The organism is Hydrogenophaga bisanensis (assembly GCF_042665135.1).
Classification (GTDB): Bacteria; Pseudomonadota; Gammaproteobacteria; order Burkholderiales; family Burkholderiaceae_C; genus Hydrogenophaga; species Hydrogenophaga bisanensis.
This window is the reverse complement of record NZ_JBHTBX010000004.1, coordinates 42,736-61,451: the sequence shown is the minus strand read 5'-3', so window position 1 is coordinate 61,451 and position 18,716 is coordinate 42,736. Positions and strand designations below refer to the sequence as shown.

General features: G+C 66.5%; 14 protein-coding genes and 1 pseudogene. 2 read left to right on the top strand and 13 right to left on the bottom strand.

Going from position 1 to position 18,716, the window contains the following annotated elements:
- Positions 1 to 76: 76 nt before the first annotated feature.
- Positions 77 to 979, top strand: coding sequence for an LOG family protein (locus tag ACFQNJ_RS07260; protein ID WP_382255517.1), 903 nt, complete (start codon positions 77 to 79; stop codon positions 977 to 979).
- Here ACFQNJ_RS07260 and ACFQNJ_RS07255 read toward each other — a convergent pair whose 3' ends face one another.
- The 3 genes from ACFQNJ_RS07255 to ACFQNJ_RS07245 are packed head-to-tail and all read right to left on the bottom strand — an operon-like array spanning position 980 to position 6,797.
- Positions 980 to 2,365, bottom strand: coding sequence for an efflux transporter outer membrane subunit (locus ACFQNJ_RS07255; protein ID WP_382255514.1), 1,386 nt, complete (start codon positions 2,363 to 2,365; stop codon positions 980 to 982). It abuts the gene before it with no gap.
- A 10-nt stretch (positions 2,366 to 2,375) separates the two neighbouring features.
- Entirely contained in the window at positions 2,376 to 5,534 is a 3,159-nt protein-coding gene (locus ACFQNJ_RS07250; protein WP_382255512.1) for an efflux RND transporter permease subunit, read from the bottom strand.
- A gap of 12 nt (positions 5,535 to 5,546) precedes the next feature.
- Positions 5,547 to 6,797 (bottom strand): efflux RND transporter periplasmic adaptor subunit, encoded by a 1,251-nt coding sequence (locus tag ACFQNJ_RS07245; protein WP_382255510.1) that lies wholly within the window; start codon positions 6,795 to 6,797, stop codon positions 5,547 to 5,549.
- A gap of 157 nt (positions 6,798 to 6,954) precedes the next feature.
- Between ACFQNJ_RS07245 and ACFQNJ_RS07240 the strand changes: the two genes are divergently transcribed.
- Entirely contained in the window at positions 6,955 to 7,704 is a 750-nt protein-coding gene (locus ACFQNJ_RS07240; protein WP_382255508.1) for a TetR family transcriptional regulator, read from the top strand.
- Here ACFQNJ_RS07240 and ACFQNJ_RS07235 read toward each other — a convergent pair.
- The 10 genes and pseudogenes from ACFQNJ_RS07235 to ACFQNJ_RS07190 all read right to left on the bottom strand — a co-directional run.
- A pseudogene (locus ACFQNJ_RS07235) lies at positions 7,637 to 7,918 on the bottom strand (Na+/H+ antiporter subunit G); the annotation flags it as partial. The gene ACFQNJ_RS07240 and the pseudogene ACFQNJ_RS07235 overlap by 68 nt on opposite strands.
- Before the next feature lie 14 nt (positions 7,919 to 7,932).
- Entirely contained in the window at positions 7,933 to 8,208 is a 276-nt protein-coding gene (locus ACFQNJ_RS07230) for a K+/H+ antiporter subunit F (RefSeq protein ID WP_374639937.1), read from the bottom strand.
- Positions 8,205 to 8,738 carry a Na+/H+ antiporter subunit E gene (locus ACFQNJ_RS07225; protein ID WP_382255505.1) on the bottom strand — a complete coding sequence of 178 codons (534 nt, stop codon included), beginning with the start codon at positions 8,736 to 8,738 and terminating at the stop codon, positions 8,205 to 8,207. The genes ACFQNJ_RS07230 and ACFQNJ_RS07225 overlap by 4 nt, the downstream gene beginning before the upstream one ends.
- Positions 8,735 to 10,375, bottom strand: a complete 1,641-nt coding sequence (locus tag ACFQNJ_RS07220; protein ID WP_382255502.1) for a monovalent cation/H+ antiporter subunit D — start codon at positions 10,373 to 10,375, stop codon at positions 8,735 to 8,737. The genes ACFQNJ_RS07225 and ACFQNJ_RS07220 overlap by 4 nt, the downstream gene beginning before the upstream one ends.
- Positions 10,375 to 10,710, bottom strand: coding sequence for a Na+/H+ antiporter subunit C (locus ACFQNJ_RS07215; RefSeq protein ID WP_374640029.1), 336 nt, complete (start codon positions 10,708 to 10,710; stop codon positions 10,375 to 10,377). The genes ACFQNJ_RS07220 and ACFQNJ_RS07215 overlap by 1 nt, the downstream gene beginning before the upstream one ends.
- 2 nt (positions 10,711 to 10,712) lie before the next feature.
- Positions 10,713 to 13,547, bottom strand: a complete 2,835-nt coding sequence (locus tag ACFQNJ_RS07210; protein ID WP_382255500.1) for a monovalent cation/H+ antiporter subunit A — start codon at positions 13,545 to 13,547, stop codon at positions 10,713 to 10,715.
- A gap of 130 nt (positions 13,548 to 13,677) precedes the next feature.
- Complete coding sequence (locus ACFQNJ_RS07205; protein ID WP_382256031.1) at positions 13,678 to 14,850, bottom strand: MFS transporter; 1,173 nt, start codon at positions 14,848 to 14,850, stop codon at positions 13,678 to 13,680.
- An 8-nt stretch (positions 14,851 to 14,858) separates the two neighbouring features.
- Positions 14,859 to 16,247, bottom strand: a complete 1,389-nt coding sequence (locus ACFQNJ_RS07200) for a DNA recombination protein RmuC (RefSeq protein WP_382255497.1) — start codon at positions 16,245 to 16,247, stop codon at positions 14,859 to 14,861.
- Between the two features lie 4 nt (positions 16,248 to 16,251).
- Positions 16,252 to 17,238: a 2-hydroxyacid dehydrogenase gene (locus ACFQNJ_RS07195; protein ID WP_382255494.1), complete on the bottom strand. Its 987-nt coding sequence runs from the start codon at positions 17,236 to 17,238 to the stop codon at positions 16,252 to 16,254.
- 20 nt (positions 17,239 to 17,258) lie between these two features.
- Positions 17,259 to 18,671 (bottom strand): sodium:proton antiporter, encoded by a 1,413-nt coding sequence (locus tag ACFQNJ_RS07190; protein ID WP_382255492.1) that lies wholly within the window; start codon positions 18,669 to 18,671, stop codon positions 17,259 to 17,261.
- Between the last annotated feature and the right edge of the window lie 45 nt (positions 18,672 to 18,716).

The window sequence follows — 18,716 nt, the reverse complement described above, 5'->3', positions numbered from 1 at the left end:
TTCCGGGGGTCCAATCAACGGATCGCCCTGGAGCCAGGCCTCGGGCCTCCCCGCCAACTCATCATAAGGAAGCCAGATGGAAACCACCCAGCACCTGAGCGAACAACGGCTGGCCGATGCCTGGGCCGAACTGCAGGCCCACGCCAACGGCGGCATCGCCCTTCAGGCCGATGCTTACCGGCTGGCCTTCGCCGACCCCGAGTTTCTGCTGCGCCGGGAGACCCGCGGCATCCGTTTCCAGCTGGAGATGCTCAAACCCGACCTGGCACAGCAGGATGCGGGGATCGAGAACACGATCGTGGTGTTCGGCAGCGCGCGCTTTCGCGAGCCGGCCATCGCCCGCGAGCGCCTGGCGGAGGCCGAGGCCAGCGGTGACGCCCAGGCGATCGCTCGCGCCCGCGCACTGCTGCGCAACGCGCATTTCTACGACCAGGCGCGGGAGTTCGGCCGCATGGTCGCCCGTTACAGCAAGGGCTGCCCGCGCGAGGACCAGCTGTTCATCTGCACCGGCGGTGGCCCGGGCATCATGGAGGCCGCCAACCGGGGGGCCCACGACGAAGGTGTGCCTAACGTCGGGCTGAACATCGCCCTGCCTCATGAACAGTCGGCCAACCCCTACATCACCCCCGAACTGAGCTTCAAGTTCCACTACTTCGCGCTGCGCAAGATGCATTTCATGATGCGAGCCAAGGCGCTGGTGGCCTTCCCGGGAGGCTTCGGCACCCTGGACGAGCTGTTCGAAGTCATCACCCTGGTGCAGTGCAAGAAGGCCAAACCGGTGCCCATCGTCCTGTTCGGCAACGACTACTGGGGGCGGCTGCTGGACCTGGAGGTGCTGGTCGAAGAAGGCACCATCTCGCGGGAGGACCTGGATCTGTTCGTGGTCGTCGACGACCCGAAGGCCGCCTGGGACCACATCGTGCGCTTCTACAACCTGCCCCCGGCCAGCCCCTGCCGTGCCGAGGGCAAGGCAGCCTGATCAGTAGCCGCCGCCCAGGGCCTTGTACAGGGCCACCTGGTTGAGCTGGCGCGCCAGGCGCGTCTGCGTCAGGGCCTGCTGGGCAGCAAAGAGCGAACGCTGGGCATCCAGCACCTCGAGGAAGCTGGCCACACCGTTGCGATAGCGCAGCTCCGCCAGGCGCAGACGTTCGGACTCGGACTGCACCAGGCTCTGCTGGGCCTGGATCTGTTCACCCAGGGTGGCTCGGCCCGCCAAGGCATCGGACACCTCCCGGAACGCCACCTGGATGGCCTTCTCGTACTGGGCGACCGCCGACTCGCGCGACGCTTTGGAGGCGTCAAGCGCGGCCTGGTTGCGCCCCAGATCAAAAATCGGCAACAAGGCCTGCGGCGCCAGGGTGAAGCCCCAGGACCCGTCCTTGAACAGCCCGGACAGCTCGGTGCTGGCCGAGCCGAGCGAGGTGGTCAGCGAAATGCGCGGGAAGAAGGCCGCCCGGGCCGCACCGATGTTGGCGTTGGCCGCCAGCAGTTGCTGCTCGGCCTGCCGGATGTCGGGACGACGCTCCAGCAGGTCCGAGGGCAGCCCCTCCGGCACGTCACGCAACAGGGACGACCTGTCGACCTCCTTGGGGACCGAGGGCAGCAAGGAGGCAGGCACCGCCTGCCCCACCAGCAATGCCAGGGCATTGAGATCCTGACTGCGCTGGCGCTGCTGCTGGGCGAGCGTGGCGCGGGCCGATGCCGCCAGCGATTCGGCCTGGCGCAGGTCCAGCGCAGAGGCCGCGCCATTGTCAAAGCGCAGCCGGGTCAGGCGCAGGGAGTCTTCGCGGGTCGCCTGCGTCTGCTGGGTGAACGACAGCAGCTCTTCATCGGCCTGCAGTGACAGCCAGGTGCTGATCACCGACGCCACCAGACTGGTCTGCGCCGCCCGTGCGGACTCTTCGCTGGCGAGGTATTGGGCCAGCGCGGCCTCCTTGAGGCTGCCGAGCCGGCCAAAGAAGTCGATCTCCCACGCACTGACCAGCAAGCCTGCGGTGTACGTACTCGTGATGTCACCGCCCTCGCTGGCCTGACGGTTACCCGTTACGCCCAGGTTGACCGTCGGCGCCTGGTTGGCCCGCTGGATGCGGTACTGCGCGCGCACCTGCTCCACGTTGGCCATGGCCACCCGCAGGTCGCGGTTGTTCTGCAGGGCCAGCGTGACGACCTGACGCAGGCGGTCGTCGGCCACGAAGTCGGACCACGCCGGCAAGACCGGTACGGCGGCCTCTGACACCGAGCCGGCGAACGTCGTCGGGACCGGTGCCGCCGGCCGCTCGTACTCGGGCGTGAGAGAACAGGCGGACAGCAGGCCCAGCGACAGCGAGGCGGCCAGAAGGCCCAGAGGACGTTGGCGCGCCGCCATGGTTATCTTTTTATCGGTCATCGGTGTGCACTCCCATGTGGGCAGCCTGCTCGGCGTGAATACGGTGCTGGCGCTCGCTGTCCTTGAAGATCGAGCGGACCACCACGAAGAAGATGGGCACGAACACCACCGCCAGGACGGTACCGGTCAACATGCCCCCGATCACGCCGGTGCCGATGGCACGCTGGCTCGCCGAGCCGGCGCCAGAAGCAATGGCCAGCGGCAGCACACCCAGGGTAAAGGCCATGGAGGTCATGACGATGGGGCGGAACCGCAGATGGGCCGCCGCGAGCGCGGCCTCGATCACGCCCTTGCCCTGGGCTTGCAGATCCTTGGCGAATTCGATGATCAGGATGGCGTTCTTGGCCGACAGGCCGATGATCGTGATCAGACCCACCTGGAAGTAGACGTCGTTGGCGTAGTTGCGCAGCAGCGTCGCCAGCAACACGCCCAGCACGCCCAGCGGCACCACCAGAATGACGGCGAATGGAATCGACCAGCTTTCATAGAGCGCGGCCAGACACAGGAACACCGCCAGGATGGCGAAGGCGTACACGATGATGGCCTGGGCGCCGGCCAGTTTTTCCTCGCGCGACTGGCCCGTCCACTCGAAGCCGAAGCCCTGCGGCAGCTTGGCGGCCAGGTTCTCCATTTCGGCCATGGCGTCACCCGTGCTGAAGCCGGGCGCGGCACTGCCGCTGATGCGCATCGACGGGTAGCCGTTGTAGCGCACAGTCTGCATCGGACCGATCACCCAGCGGGTACTGGCGAAGGCCGAGAACGGCACCACCTGTCCCTTGTTGTTGAGCACGGTCAGCTGCAGCAGGTCCTCAGGCTGCATGCGGGCCGGCGCATCGGCCTGAACCACCACGCGCTGCAGGCGGCCGGCGTTGGGGAAGTCGTTGACATAGCTCGACCCCAGCGAGGTGCCGATGGTCGCACTGATGCTCTCGAAGGCCACCCCGAGGGCGTTGGCCTTGTCGCGGTCGATGTCAATCTGCAACTGCGGCGCGTCTTCCAGCCCATCCGGACGGACCTGCGTGAGCACCTTGCTCTGCGAGGCCATGCCCAGCAGCTGGTTGCGCGCCGCCACCAGGGCATCACGCCCCAGCCCGGCGCGGTCCTGCAGGCGGAAGCTGAAGCCCTGAGAAGCACCCAATTCGGGAATGGGTGGCGGGCTCAGCGGGAAGATGAACGCGTCACGAATGCCTGACAGCGCCCCGAAGGCACGACCGGCCAGCGCCTGCGCCGAGCTGCCCGGACCCTCACGCTCGGACCAGTCCTTGAGCGTCACAAAAGCCAGTGCCGCGTTCTGGCCCTGCCCCGAGAAGCTGAAGCCGAGCACACTGACCATGCTCTGCACCTCGGGCTGCTGGAGGACGAAGCCCTCGACCTGCTCCATCACCGACAGGGTCCGCTCCTGGGTGGCCCCGGGCGGCAGCTGGATGTTCACCAGCATGGTGCCCTGGTCCTCGTTTGGCAGGAACGACGTTGGCAGTCGCTTGTACACCACCGCCGCGGCGGCGACGATCGCCACATAGATGATCAGGGTGCGACCAGCGCGCGGCAGCAGACGGGCCACACCCGCCTCATAGCGCTTGGCGGTTCGGGAGAAGCCCCGGTTGAACCAGCCGAAGAAGCCGCGTTTTTCGTGGTGGTGACCGGCTTCCACCGGCTTGAGGAGCGTGGCGCACAAAGCGGGTGTGAGCGACAGCGCCATGAAAGCCGAGAAGGCGATCGACACCCCCATCACCGCCGAGAACTGGCGATAGATGTTGCCCACCGATCCGCTGAAGAACGCCAGCGGCACGAACACCGAGATCAGCACCACCGTCACGCCGACGATGGCCCCGGAAATCTGGCCCATGGCCTTGCGGGTGGCCTCGCGAGGCGGCAGCCCTTCCTCGCTCATGATGCGTTCGACGTTCTCTACCACCACGATGGCGTCGTCCACCACGATGCCGATCACCAGCACCATGCCAAACATGGTCAGGACGTTGATGGAGAAGCCCAGCGCCAGCAGGGCCGCAAACGTACCCAACAGCGCGATCGGCACGACCACGGTGGGAATGACGGTGTAACGCCAGTTCTGGAGGAACAGGAACATCACCAGGAACACCAGCACCACCGCTTCGGCCAGGGTCATGGCCACCTGCTGGATGGAGATCTTCACGAAGCGTGAGCTGTCGTAGGGCGTGGCCCACTTCATGCCTTCCGGGAAGAAGCGCTGCAGCTCGGTGAGACGGTCCCGAACCGCCTGTGCGGTGGCCAGCGCGTTGCCCGAGGGCGCCAGCTGGATGCCGATTGCGGTGGACGGCTGGCCATTGAGACGGGCAGAGGTGGCATAGGCCTGTGCCCCCAGCTCGATGCGTGCCACGTCCTTGAGCCGGACAGTGGAACCGTCGGTGCTGGCACGCAGGACGATGTTGCCGAACTGCTCGACCGATCCCAGCTGACCGTTGACCACCACGGTGGCGGAAATGGCCTGACCGGCCACGTTGGGCAAGGCGCCGATTTCACCGCCGGAGACCTGGGCGTTCTGCCCCCGGATGGCCGCGTTGACATCGGCCGCGCTCAGACCGAAGCCCTGCAGCTTGGCGGGATCGATCCAGATGCGCATGGCGCGCTCGGTACCGAAGAGCTGGGCCTGCCCCACGCCGGGCACCCGCTGCAGTTCGGGCAGCACGCTGCGCGCGGCGTAGTCACCCAGTGCCACCGGGTCCCATGCGGGGTTGTCGGACGAGAGCACCGCGACCATCAGGAAGTTGCTTTGGGCCTTCTCGACCCGGACACCCTGCTGGGTCACCGCCGACGGCAGACGGGGGGTGGCACGGGACAGACGGTTCTGCACATCCACCTGCGCCAAGTCGGGATCGGTGCCAGGTTCGAAACTCAGGGTGATCTGGCCGGTGCCGTTGGCCTGCGCCACCGACTCCATGTAGATCAGACCCGGCGAGCCGTTCATTTCCTGCTCGATGATGGACAGGACGCTGTCTTCCAGCGTCTTGGCCGAGGCGCCCGGGTAAGCCGCACTGATGTTGACCGACGGCGGTGCCACCGGTGGGTACTGGGCAATCGGCAACTGCGTGATGGCCACCGCGCCGGCCACCATGATGAACAGCGCGATCACCCACGCGAAGATGGGGCGGTCGATGAAAAACTTCGCCATGTCGGCCGCTCCTTATTTTGCCGCCGGTTGGGCAGGCGCCTTCGCCGCAGCAGGCGCACCCGGTTGCCACGGCACGGCCTTGACCGGGGTCCCCGGGGGCAGCATCTGGACTTTCTGGAAGCCGTCGACCATGACCTGCTCACCCGCCTGGAGGCCCTCCAGGATGACCCAGCGGCCGCCCTGTTGACCACCCACCTTCACGGGGCGCGTCTCAATCTTGCCTTCGGAACCCACGACCTTGACGGAATCGCCCTGAGCCGAACGCGCCACAGCCTGCTGCGGCAGTGTGATTGCGTTGGCCACCTTGGCCTGCTCGAGCCGCACGCGCACGTACAGCCCCGGCAACAGGCGGCCGCCCGGGTTGGGCACCTCGGCCCGCAGAGTGACCTGACCCGTGGTGGTGTCCACCGTCAGATCGGTGAACAGGAGCTTGCCCGGTTTGGCATGCTCGGAGCCGTCGTCAAGGACCACACGCACTTGCGCGGCACCCTCCCCGGCCGACTTGAGCTGCCCGGCTTCCATCGCACGGCGAAGACGCATGGCTTCGGCCGCAGACTGGGTGAAGTTCACGTACAGGGGATCGACCTGCTGGATCACCGCCAGGGCGGTCGCCTCACCCTGCCCGACCAGGGCACCTTCGGTGACGAGCGATCGCCCGATCCGGCCAGAGATCGGCGCGCTGACATTGGCATGCCCCAGGTTGATGGTGGCGGTCTGCACCGCCGCCTTGCCGGCGGCCACATCGGCCTCGGCCACCTTTTGCGCCGCGAGGGCGTTGGCGTACTCCTGCTGGCTGATCGCGTTTTCGGCCACCAGCGGCTTGTAGCGATCGGCCAGCGCGGTCGCCTGGGTGAGGCTGGCTTCGGCCTTTGCCAGGGAGGCGCGCGCCGATTGCAGCGCGGCTTCGTACGGCGCAGGATCAATGCGGAACAGGGGTTGCCCCGCTTTCACGTCACTGCCCTCGGTGAACAGCCGCTGCTGCAGGATGCCGGCAGCGCGTGCGCGCACCTGGGCCACCCGCGAAGCCTCCAGCCGCCCGGGCAACTCGGTCTGCAGTCCGACGTCACCGGGCGTCACGGTCACCACACCCACCTCAGGCAGTGGCATGCCGCCCGCGGGTGCACCTCCTCCTGCGGCAGGCTTGTCGCCCTGCCCGCAGGCCGCCAGCGTGGCCGCCGCCAGGGCCACGGCCAGCGAAGTCATGACCAGACGGGACGGTGCCGGTCGCTGTGAAGAAGAGGATGAGGTGCTGTCGGCGGGCATGGTGTTCTCTTGAAAGAAGGAAGAAATCCGGGCACGAATGAAACCCGCATGACCGGTGGTCAACGGGCATGCGGCGAAGTATACATTCATTCCTGAATGTATGTGCATAATCGGGGTATTGGCAGCACGCCAAAACCCATCATGCAGGAGTTATGCCATGGTACGACGCACCAAGGCCGACGCAGAGGTCACCCGGCATCGTCTGCTGGACGCCGCCGAGACGCTCTTCCAGGCCCAGGGCGTGTCCAGCACGTCGTTACAACAGATTGCCGCGGCGGCGGGCGCCACACGTGGCGCCATCTACTGGCACTTCAAGGACAAGGCCGATCTCTTCAATGCCATGATGGACCGGGCAACCCTGCCCATGGAGTGCGGCTTTCCGGACCTGGAGACACCGGCAGAGGCACTGGAAGCGCCCCTGGAAGCCTTGCGGTCAGGCATGCGTTACGTGTTGCACCTGATCGCGACCGACGAGCGCATCCGGCGGGTGTTCGAGGTCGCCACCCATCAGGTGGAATACAACGCCGAGATGGCGGGCGCGCGGGAACGGCACCTGCGCATCCGCAATCAGTACCTTGAACTGAGCGCCCAAAAAATCGCTGTGGCGGCAGAACGTGCCGGCATCCGCTTGCCGGTGCCTCTGCGCTCGGCCAGCCTGGGTCTTCACATCGTCATGGATGGTCTGCTCCAGAGCTGGCTGCTCGACCCGGCCGCCTTCGACCTGGAGCTGGTCGGACAGCACACCATGGATACCTATTTCAGGGGGCTGGGCTTTGATCTGGCTCCGCCGCCTGCGCCGGCTCCACAGCGGAAGGCAGCGGCGCACGGGAAGGCAGCCGCAGATGCAGCGCCGCCTGCGCCAGCAGATTGGCCGACACCGGCGCCGTCACAAAAACGAACAGCGTGATCAGCAACTCGGGAATGCCCGGCCGCCCTTGAACGGCTGACAGCACGATGGACGCCAACAGCACGCCGCCCACCCCCAGCGTGGACGCCTTGGTGGGCGCATGCAGACGCATGTAGAAATCAGGCAGACGGACCAGCCCGATCGCGCCGACCAGCAGGAAAAAAGCGCCGACCAGAATGAAGATGGCGGCCAGCCATTCGATGGCGGTTTGCACAGCGATTCCTCCCGTCACTCGACCACATCACCACGACTGAGGTAGCGCGCCAGGGCCACCGTCCCGGCAAAGCCGAGCATGGCAATGATCAGCGCCGCCTCGAACAGCAGCGAGGTCTGCCAGCGCAGCCCCAGCATGACCACCAACGCCACCACGCTGAGATAGAGCGTGTCCAGCGCCAGGATGCGATCGGTCAGGGTCGGTCCGCCCACCAGTCGCCAGGTACACAGAAGGATGGCCACGGCCACCGCGGCGATGCCGATGTTCAGCGCCATTTCCAGGATATTCATGCGCGCCCTCCTTCAGGCAGACGAAACACCCGCAGCAGGGCAGTCTCGTAGCGCCCCTTCATGTCCGCCACCATGGCCCCGGCGTCGCTGCAGTCCAGGGCATGCACCCAGATCACTCCCTGCTGCTCATCCACCACGGCCGACACGGTGCCCGGGGTGGTCGTGATGATGCTGGCAAACAGGGCATTCACGCGGGGATGATCGCTGGCCAGGGGCACTGCCATCCAGCGCGGTTGGGGCCGGTTCATCGGACCGAGCACCAACCGGGCCACCGTGATGTTGGCCACCACGATATCCCAGAGCACCACCATCAGCAGGCGCAGCGCGGCGATCCAGTCAATAGGGCGACCAGGCCACAGGAAACTGCTCAGCAGGCGAGGCACCAGCAGCGCGATGAGGGCGGCCGACAGCAGGTGCACGGGCTCCACGCTGCGCGACAGGGCCAGCCAGGTGGCGGCAAGCAGCAGCGACAGAACCGGATGGTCGAACCACCCGGGCCGGCGGGACGGTTCGGATGCAGAGGTCTTCATGGTGACTTCTCCCCGGATGTGGTGCGTTGGCCGTCATACGGACGGGTGGTGGGCTGGCTGCCTGCCTCTGCCCCGAGCACCGCTTCCACATAGGCCGCGGAGTCGGCCAGTTGCGCAGCGGCGGCATCGGTGTAGCGCTTGACCGGGGACGCCAGCACCGCCAGCGCCACAGTAAGACCCATGAATGCCCAGACGGACGACAGGAGCTTGGCACTGGCCCCGGCTGGGCTGCCCTGCCCCCGATCATCCGGCTGCACATGCCAGAACACGATGACACCGGCACGTGCCAGGCCCACGATGGTCAGGAACCCCACCACCAGCACCACCGACCAGACCCAGGCCTGCGCCGGCAATCCGGCACTGCTGCCCAGCACCATCAGCTTGCCGAGGAAACCCGGCAGTGGCGGCAGGCCCGCCGCCGAGGCGGCACCAAAGATCATGAGCAGTCCCAGCAGCACGGGCTCCCTGACGGCGGACGCCGGCTTGAGCCGGTCCTGCGCATCACCCCGCTGGGCACCAATCAGCTCCACCAGCAGGAACAGGCCGGCCATCACGATGGTGGAGTGCAGCAGGTAGTACAGCGCCGCAGAAAGTGTGCCCACCGTGTGAAGCCCCACACCCGCCATGATGGTGCCCACCGAGGACACCGTGAGGTAAGCGACCAGCCGTCCCATCGAATGGGCGGCTAGCGCCCCCAGCACACCCAGCACACTGGTGATCAGGGCCATCGGCAACAACCAGTCGGCGGCAACCTGCGCCACCGGTCCGGCGTCGGCGCCAAACACCCCCCAGTGGACACGGACGATGCTGTAGACGCCCACCTTGGTCATGATGGCGAACAAGGCCGCCACCGGCGCACTGGCGGACGCATAGGTGCCAGGCAGCCAGAAGTACAGGGGAACCAGCGCGGCCTTCAGGCCAAAGACGATGAGCAGGATCAGTCCCGCAGCTCGGGCCAGGGGCACCGTGTCCGCCGGCAGCTGCGACAGACGCAAGCCGACGTCGGCCATGTTGAGTGTGCCGGTCACCGCATATACGAGCGCCAGTCCGATCAGGAACAGGCCGGAGGCGCACAGGTTGAGGATCACGTAGTGCACGCCCATGCGCAGCCGCTCGCGGCCCTGCCCGTGCAACAGCAGCACGTAAGAGGCGATCAGCAGCACCTCGAAGAACACGAAGAGGTTGAACAGGTCGCCCGTCAGGAAGGCACCACTGAGCCCCATCAGCTGGAACTGGAACAGCGCATGGAAATAGCGGCCGCGGCCATCCCACCCCCCGCTGGCGTACCACAGCACCGGCACCGCGACCAGATAGGTCAGCAGCACCATCATGGCGGACAGGCGATCCACCACCATCACGATGCCGAAGGGGGCAGGCCAGTCGCCCAGGCGGTAGACCATCAGCTCGCCGCCCTGGGCCATGTGCACCAGGCCGACGGCCATGGCCAGACCCGCCAGGGTGACCAGCATAGCCACCCGGCGCCGCCAGCGCAGCCGCGCATCGTCGTGTCCACCACCTTGACCGGCCATGCCGCCAGCATCGCCGATGAGCAACAGCAGGACGGCCCCCAGCATTGGCAGCACCACTGACAGCACCGGCGCGTGCTGCGCCCAGAAGTCCATGAGCGAATGCAGCATCAGCCCCGACCTCCCGGCTCGACGCCATCGATGTGGTCGGTACCATTCTCATGCCGGCTGCGCAGCGCCAGTTCGACCACAAAACCGGTGGTGGCAAAACCGATCACGATGGCGGTCAGCACCAGCGCCTGAGGCAACGGATCGGCTACTGGTCCCTCGCCGACCAGTATCGGCTGGGCGTTGCTCCACAGCCGCCCCATGACGAAGATGAACACGTTGACGGCATAGCCGAACAGCGACAGACCCAGCACCACCGGGAAGGTGCGCCCCCGCAGCATCAGATAGATGGCGGTGGCCGTCACCACGCCAATGCCGCTGGCCAGCAGGAATTCCATGCTCATGCGACCACTCCTTTGGTCGTGCTGGCCGGTGAAGCCCCTTCGCGGGACACCTGCCCAAGCACCGAAATCGTCAACAGGGTGGACCCGACCACGGTCAGGTAGACCCCCAGATCGAACACCGCCGCCGAGGCCAGCGGCAACTCACCGAGCACGGGCACGTGGGGATGCCCGAAGGCGCTGGTCAGGAAAGGCCGCCCGAACATGAACGCCCCCACCCCGGTGAGACCGGCGATACCCAGTCCGCTGCCGATCCAGCGCACAAAGCGCCGTCCACCAGCCGCCGCCAGCATCGCCTCCGCCCTGGCCTGCCCGAGCGCCATGAACTGAAGGACCAGCGCCACCGCGGTGATCAACCCGGCGATGAAGCCCCCGCCCGGCAGGTTGTGACCCCGCATGAAGATGTAGAGCGAGAACACCAGCGCCACAGGCAGCACCACCGACGCCGCCACGCGCAACAGCAACGGTTGCTCGGCAAACGACCAGGGCATTCCTGCTGGATCGGTCAGCGGCCGGCGCGCACGCATGCCATCCATGAGTGCGAGCACACCCACCGCCGCAATGCCCAGCACGGTGATTTCGCCCATCGTGTCGTAGCCTCGGAAGTCCACCAGGATGACGTTCACCACGTTGCTGCCACCCCCCTTGGGCAGGGACTGCTCCAGGAAATACCAGGAGATCGAGTCGTGGTCACGGGTGAGCACCAGCCAGGTCAGCGCCGACATGCCCAGTCCACCCGCCAGCGCCAGCATGGCATGCAAGCCCTTGCGCACGGCGGTCGACTCCTTCGGTGAGAACTGGGGCAGCAGGGCCAGGCCCATCAGCAGCAGGACGGTCGAAACGATATCGACCGAGACCTGCGTCAAGGCAAGATCCGGGGCAGAGAACCCGAGGAAGGTCAGCGAAGCCGCCAGGCCGACCACCCCCACCAGCACCACCGTCTGGAACCGGCGGTGGTGGGTCAGGACGATGACTGCGCATGTGACCAGCAGGGCCAGCCAGACCACGACCGCCAGCGGCGTGGCGGCCATCGTGGGACGCGGACCGGTTCCGATGCCACTGCCCAGCAAGGGGGCCGCACCGACCACCAGGGCCGCCAGAAGAAACCAGGCCACATAGCGCTGCAGCGAGCCGGTCTCCAACCGGCCCGTGATTTGCCCGGCCCAGCGAAACAGTCCGTCGATGATCGACTCGAACATCTGGCGCCCTGTGGCCGGGCCGAACCACTGCTCGGACGCCAGGCGATGCAGCCGTCGACCCGACGCCAGCCAGACATATAGGCCGACACCGGCGGCCAGCGCAACCACGCTCATGAGCAGCGGCAGGTTGAAGCCGTGCCAGATCGAGAGGTGGTACTCGGGCAGCGGACGCGCCACCATGGCCGTCGCCGCGACATCCACCAGGGGTCCGAAGGTGGCCGCCGGCAGCAGGCCCACCGCGATGCACAGCGTCACCAGCAGCATCGCCGGCAGCTTCATGCCCAGGGGCGGCTCGTGCGGGTGGGTGTTGGGAACATCCCCGAGCGGTCCGTTGAAGTAGGTGTCGTGCACGAAGCGCAGCGAGTACGCCACGCTGAAGATGCCGGCCAGGGTCACCACGGCGGGTACCAGCCAGGCCCAGATGCCGGCTGTGCCATTGACGGCCTCGGTGAAGAACATTTCCTTGGACAGGAAGCCATTGGTCAGCGGCACACCCGCCATTGAGGCGGCCGCCACCATCGACAGCGTGGCCGTCCATGGCATCAGCGACCACAGGCCACCCAGGCGTCGCATGTCGCGCGAGTGCGTTTCGTGATCGACGATGCCCGCGATCATGAAGAGCGAGGCCTTGAAGGTCGCGTGGTTGAGCACATGAAACACCGCCGCCACAGCGGCCAGGGGCGAGCCGAGTCCGACCAGAAAAGTCACCAACCCCAGATGGCTGACCGTGGAATACGCCAGCAATCCCTTGAGGTCGTGCTTGAAGATGGCGATGAAGGCGGCAAACAGCACGGTCACCAGGCCGGCGGCCGTCACGATGGCCTCAAACCAGCCGGAGCCGCCCAGCACCGGGTACATGCGCATCAACAGGAAGACGCCCGCCTTGACCATGGTGGCCGAATGCAGGTAGGCCGACACCGGTGTGGGCGCCGCCATGGCATCGGGCAGCCAGAAGTGAAACGGGAACTGCGCGCTCTTGGTGAAGCAGCCCAACAGGATCAGCAGCAGGGCCGGTACAAATCGCGGATCGGCCTGGATCTCGGCGGCCCGCCCGACCATCTCGCTGAGTTCAAAGGTGCCGGCAATCTGGCCCAGCAGCACGAAACCACCGAGCATGGCCAGGCCACCGCCCCCGGTGACCGCGAGTGCCTGACGCGCCCCGGCCCGGGCATCGGGCCGATGGCTCCAGTAGCCCACGAGCAGGAAGGACGACAGGCTGGTCAGCTCCCAGAACACCACCAGCAGCAACAGGTTGTCCGACAACACCACGCCCAGCATGGCCGCCATGAACAGCATCATGAGGCTGTAGAACTTGGCCGCCGAATCCTTGGGGCTGAGGTAGTAGGCCGCGTACAGGATGATGCACAGCCCGATCACCATGATCAGGCCGGCGAACATCAGGGACAGGCCATCCAGTCGAAAGCTCAGGGCCAGTCCGATCTCCGGCACCCAGGACCAGGCCTGCCGGATGCCCTCGCCGCCCATGACCCGGGGGGCCATGGACAGCAGCAAGCCGAGGCTGGAAGCCGTGACCGCAGCGGCCAGCCACGCGGAAGCCATGCGGGCACGAGAACCTGCCCAGGCAGTGGCAATGGTGCCCAGCAGCAGCGGGAGCAAGACAATCAGAAGCAGCACGTCATGACACCTCGGAGAGAACAGGCCGCAGAGCGCACGCCGCTGGCCGAAGTTGTAACGGACCCTTTCAAGACGCAAGGGTTCCCGATCATCTCAGAATCGGTACTGGTCATTGCACAGGCTCGGTCGATCAATCCTTCAGGCGCAGCCTGACAGGCTCCTGTCCGGCCGGACGGATACGGAACGCGAGACGGGAGCCGGTACCGACCACCGATCCGACGGTCCAGAACACAGCCGTGACGCCGACCAGGGTTCCTGCCGAACCGAACAGCAAGGGCATGACCACACTGGACAGGTTGATGGCCATGGACCTCAACCCCAAGGCTTCGCCGTGCCGGTGCCGCGGTGTGATCTGATGCAGTGTGCTCATGACCATGGGTTGCACGGAGCCCAGCGCCACCCCAAGAAGCACGGAGAGGATGGTCATCAGCAGCGCCGACTGCACCAGCGGGTAGAGCGCGAACAGCAAGGCGGTGGCCAGCATGGCCGCACCGACCACCAGGCCCTCCCGCAGGCGGGCCGCCAGCCAGGGCATGGCTACCCGCACGGCGGTGGCGGCCAGCGCGAAGGCACCCAGCACCGATCCGATGGCCGTGGCGCTGAAGCCGCGTTCATGGCCGAGCACTGGCACCAGGAAAGTGTGCACATCCCAGCAGGACGCCAGCAGCCAGTTGACCAGCATCAGGTGACGGAAGTCCTTTTGTCGCAGCAGGTCCCAGGAGCGCTGCCCCGCCGGCCGCTCCACCGCCACCTCGGCGGGGTGTTCATCGACGCGGGCCACCCAGGCCCAGGCCAGCAGGGGCAACACGGCCAGAAAGGCGTAGGCCGCCCGAAAGCCCGAGGCATCGATCAGCAGGCCAGCCGCCAAGGGACCCACAAAGTTCGAGATCGACGGACCGATGGCCAGCCAGCTGAACACCTGCCGCAGCTCGTGGGCATCTTGGGCCAGTCGCCCGGCGTGGCGCTGCAAGGCGATGACCGTGATGCCCGAGCCCGCCCCGGTGGCCAGGGCGGCCAGACAGAGCACGGGAAACACCGGCCAGGCCACCGCCAGGGCGGCACCCGCCACCGTGATCACGACGGCCCAGTGCACGGGCTTGCGAAGGCCATGCCGGTCCACGTAGCGTCCGGCCGGCAGCGCCAGGAACACCTGCGAGGTCGCAAAGAGTGCCAGCAGGATGCCCACGGTCGCCGGCCCCTGCCCTTCGCGCAGGGCCATGAGCGGAGCCGCCATCCGGAAACCGGTCATGGCGGCGTGCAGACAGATCTGGGCGCCGATCAGGCGCCACAGGGCGCGCCTCAGGCCGGCGTTCAATCGCCGTTCCCGTCGCTGCCCTCCAGCGGCAGCAGCGCCTGGGCCCGGTCCTGGGGCAAGGCTTCCACCCCCTTGAGGGCACGGCCCATGGCTCGGCTGCGCACTTCGGCGGCATCCAGGGTGTTGAGCACGGTCTGGGTCTGGTTCTTGACCTTGGCCAGCACGTCACCGAACTTGCCGAATTCGGTCTTGACGGCACCCAGCACCTGCCAGACCTCGCTGCTGCGCTTTTCCAGGGCCAGGGTGCGGAAGCCCATCTGCAGGGAGTTGAGCATCGCCATCAGCGTGGTCGGGCCCGCCAGGGTGACACGGTGGTCGCGCTGCAGCGCCTCCATCAGCCCCGGTCTGCGCAGCACCTCGGCATACAGTCCTTCGGTGGGCAGGAACAGGATGGCAAAGTCGGTGGTGTGCGGCGGCTCCAGGTACTTGTCGGCCATGGACTTGGCCTCCAGACGGATGCGCTGCTCCAGACCGCGTGCCGCCAGTTCCACACCCTCCGCATCGGCCCGCTGCTGGGCGTCCAGCAGGCGTTCGTAGTCCTCGTTGGGAAACTTGGCGTCGATGGGCAGCCAGCACGGTGCACCGTCATCGCCGCGCCCTGGCAGACGGATGGCAAAGTCCACCACGTTGCGGCTGCCCGGGCGCGTGGCTACCTGGGTGGCGTACTGCTCAGGGGCAAAGACCTGTTCCAGCAACGCACCCAGCTGCGCCTCGCCGAACATGCCGCGTGTCTTGACGTTGGTCAGCAGGTGCTTGAGATCGCCCACGCCCTGCGCCAGGTTCTGCATCTCGCCCAGTCCCTTGTGGACCTGCTCCAGGCGCTCGGCCACCTGCTTGAAGCTTTCCCCCAGGCGTTGCTCCAGCGTCGCGTGCAGCTTCTCATCAACGGTTGCGCGCATCTCGTCCAGCTTGGCTGCATTGCTCTGCTGCAACAGCCCCAACTGGGCTTCCAGCGTGGCGCGCACCTCCGACAGGCGACGGGCATTGGCCTCGCTCAGATCCTGCAACTGGCGCGTGAGGGTATCCGACAAGGTACCGCGCAACTGCAGCAGTTGCTGGGCAAACGCGTCGATCTGGGCGTTCTGGGTGCGCGTAGCCTCGGCCGCCTGCCGATTGACCGCCTCCTGAAAGGTGGCCAGGGTCTGCAGCACCTCCTGGCGTCCTGCGCGGGCGTTGTCACCCACCTCCCGCCGCAATTCGCTCTCCAGCACACCCAGACGGCTTTCGGTCTGCCGCGACAGGTCCTGCACCTGCTGCGACAGCTGCTGCCGCTGGGCCTGAGCCTGCTCGTCGGGTGGCGGGCGACGCACCAACAACCAGCATAGCAGCGCCAGGTTCAGCAGGCCAAGTGCCAACAATGCCCAGACCATCGCATCCCCGGTCATGCGCTCACCCTGGGATCACCTGCGGGTTCAGCGGCGTCAGGGCCCGCCCCTCGGTCAGGTAGGCGATCAGGTTGTCGGCCGCCAGCATGGCCATGGCCATGCGCGTCTTGAGGGTGGCGCTGGCAATGTGGGGCGTGAGCACCACATTGGGCACCGTGAGCAGATCCGGGTGCACCGCCGGCTCCCCCTCAAAGACATCCAGACCGGCTGCCGCGATCCGCCGCTCGCGCAGCGCCAGCGCCAGCGCGGCATCGTCGACGATGCCACCGCGGGCGATGTTGGTCAGCGTCGCCGTCGGCTTCATCTTCGCGATTTCGGTGGCACCGATGATGTGGTGCACTGCCGGCGAATAGGGCAGCACCAGCACCAGGTGGTCGGCCTGGGCCAGCAGTTCCTCCATGCCTACGTAGCGCGCACCGCAGGCGCCCTCGGTGGCCGCATCCAGGCGCGAACGGTTGTGATAGATCACCTTCATGCCAAAGCCATGAGCCCCCCGGCGGGCGATGCCCTGACCGATGCGCCCCATGCCCAGAATGCCCAGCGTGCTGCCATGCACCTCGGCGCCGGCAAACAGGTCCAGCGACCACTGCTTCCACAGCCCCGCGCGCAGGAAATGCTCGCTCTCGGTCATGCGCCGGGCGGTCGCCATCATCAGGGCGAACCCGAAGTCGGCCGTCGTCTCGGTCAGCACATCCGGGGTGTTGGTGCCCAGCACACCCGAGGCCGTCATGGCCTCCAGATCGAAGTTGTTGTAACCCACCGCGATGTTGGCCGCGATCTTCAACTGCGGGCAGGCGGCCAGCAAGGTCGCATCGATCCGCTCGCCGCCGGTGGTCATCACCCCCACCTTGCCCTGAAGGCTCTGCGCCAGTTCCTGTGCGGTGCGGGTGACCCCCGGCGCGGTGGTCTCGACATCGAAATGGGCTTGCAGGCGCTCGACCACTTCAGGAAAGACATCGCGGGCGATCAGGATGGCAGGACGTGTGCTCATGGGTGTGCGTGGTGGGTGGGTCAGACGAAGAACAGCCAGGTCATGATCGCGAACAGGGGCACCAGGATGGCCCCGGACCACGCCATGTAGCCGAAGAAGCTCGGCATCTTGACACCACGGTCTTCGGCAATGGCCTTGACCATCAGATTGGGCGCGTTGCCAATGTAGGAATTGGCTCCCATGAACACGGCCCCGGCGGAAATGGCCACCAGCGTCGGGGCCAGCGTGGTCATCAGCACCTGCGGATCCCCGCCCGCGGTGTTGAAGAACACCAGATAGGTCGGCGCGTTGTCCAGGAACGAACTCAGGACGCCGGTGGCCCAGAAGTACATGGCCGGGTTGGGCGTGCCATCCGGGTTGGTCACCGCCCTGACGATGGCACTGAAGGGACCGTCGACGCCGGCCTTGAGCATGGCAATCACCGGGATGATGGTCAGGAAAATGCCGGCGAACAGCTTGGCCACCTCCTGCATCGGCCCCCAGTTGAACTGGTTGTCGGCATGAACGCTGCCCGGCGTCACCTGCAGCGATGCCACGGTGACGATGATCAGGCCGATGTCACGTAGGATGCCCGGCAGGCCGACCTCGGTGCCGGCTATGTTGAACACCACGTCGGACTTCCAGAGGCCGCTCATGAGCACCAGGCCCACCACGCAGGCCAGCAGCACGAAGTTGACGCCACCATCAAAACCGAACTTTCGATCATCCGGCGTGGGGTCCTGAGGCTGGATCTCTTCCTTGCGGTGGTAGAACCACCAGTCCATGGCGTAGAACAGCGCCAGCAGCAACCCCAGCAGGAAGGCCGTCTCCGGCAGGATGTGGATGAAGGTCCAGCTGAACTCGACGCCTTTGAGGAAGCCCAGGAACAGCGGCGGGTCTCCCAGAGGAGTGAGCGAGCCACCGGCGTTGGAGACGATGAAAATGAAGAACACGACCACATGCACCACGTGCTTGCGGTTGTCGTTGGCCCGGATCAGCGGGCGGATGAGCAGCATCGAGGCACCGGTGGTACCCATGAAGCTGGCCAGCACCGCACCGATGGCCAGGATGGCGGTGTTCAGGCCCGGGCTGCCATGCAGGTTGCCCCGGATATAGATGCCCCCGGAGACCGTGTAAAGCGCCGTCAGCAGGATGATGAACGGGATGTACTCGGCCAGCATCGCATGGACGATGCCGGCGCCCGCGGCCGCGGGACCGAAGAAGACCGCAAACGGAAGCAGGAAGGCCAGCGCCCAGGCGGCCGACACCTTGCCGAAGTGGTGGTGCCAGAACATCGGCGCCAGCAGCGGCATCAGGGCAATCGACAGCAGAATGCCGGCAAAGGGCACGCCCCACAGGATGGACAGCTGGCTGCCGTCCAGATCAGCGGCCTGCGCCAGCGCAGGCAGGAACGCGGCAGCGACAGCTGCCCAGCGGATGGATCGGGATGTCATGGTGTGATGTCTCCTGAGGCGGCCCTCCAGCCACCGATGGCACCA

Excerpts from the sequence above, each read along its gene's own strand:
- ACFQNJ_RS07260 (WP_382255517.1), top strand. The coding sequence starts at position 77 with ATGGAAACCACCCAGCACCTGAGCGAACAACGGCTGGCCGATGCCTGG.
- ACFQNJ_RS07255 (WP_382255514.1), bottom strand. The coding sequence starts at position 2,365 with ATGGCGGCGCGCCAACGTCCTCTGGGCCTTCTGGCCGCCTCGCTGTCG.
- ACFQNJ_RS07250 (WP_382255512.1), bottom strand. The coding sequence starts at position 5,534 with ATGGCGAAGTTTTTCATCGACCGCCCCATCTTCGCGTGGGTGATCGCG.
- ACFQNJ_RS07245 (WP_382255510.1), bottom strand. The coding sequence starts at position 6,797 with ATGCCCGCCGACAGCACCTCATCCTCTTCTTCACAGCGACCGGCACCG.
- ACFQNJ_RS07240 (WP_382255508.1), top strand. The coding sequence starts at position 6,955 with ATGGTACGACGCACCAAGGCCGACGCAGAGGTCACCCGGCATCGTCTG.
- ACFQNJ_RS07230 (WP_374639937.1), bottom strand. The coding sequence starts at position 8,208 with ATGAATATCCTGGAAATGGCGCTGAACATCGGCATCGCCGCGGTGGCC.
- ACFQNJ_RS07225 (WP_382255505.1), bottom strand. The coding sequence starts at position 8,738 with ATGAAGACCTCTGCATCCGAACCGTCCCGCCGGCCCGGGTGGTTCGAC.
- ACFQNJ_RS07220 (WP_382255502.1), bottom strand. The coding sequence starts at position 10,375 with ATGCTGCATTCGCTCATGGACTTCTGGGCGCAGCACGCGCCGGTGCTG.
- ACFQNJ_RS07215 (WP_374640029.1), bottom strand. The coding sequence starts at position 10,710 with ATGGAATTCCTGCTGGCCAGCGGCATTGGCGTGGTGACGGCCACCGCC.
- ACFQNJ_RS07200 (WP_382255497.1), bottom strand. The coding sequence starts at position 16,247 with ATGACCGGGGATGCGATGGTCTGGGCATTGTTGGCACTTGGCCTGCTG.
- ACFQNJ_RS07195 (WP_382255494.1), bottom strand. The coding sequence starts at position 17,238 with ATGAGCACACGTCCTGCCATCCTGATCGCCCGCGATGTCTTTCCTGAA.
- ACFQNJ_RS07190 (WP_382255492.1), bottom strand. The coding sequence starts at position 18,671 with ATGACATCCCGATCCATCCGCTGGGCAGCTGTCGCTGCCGCGTTCCTG.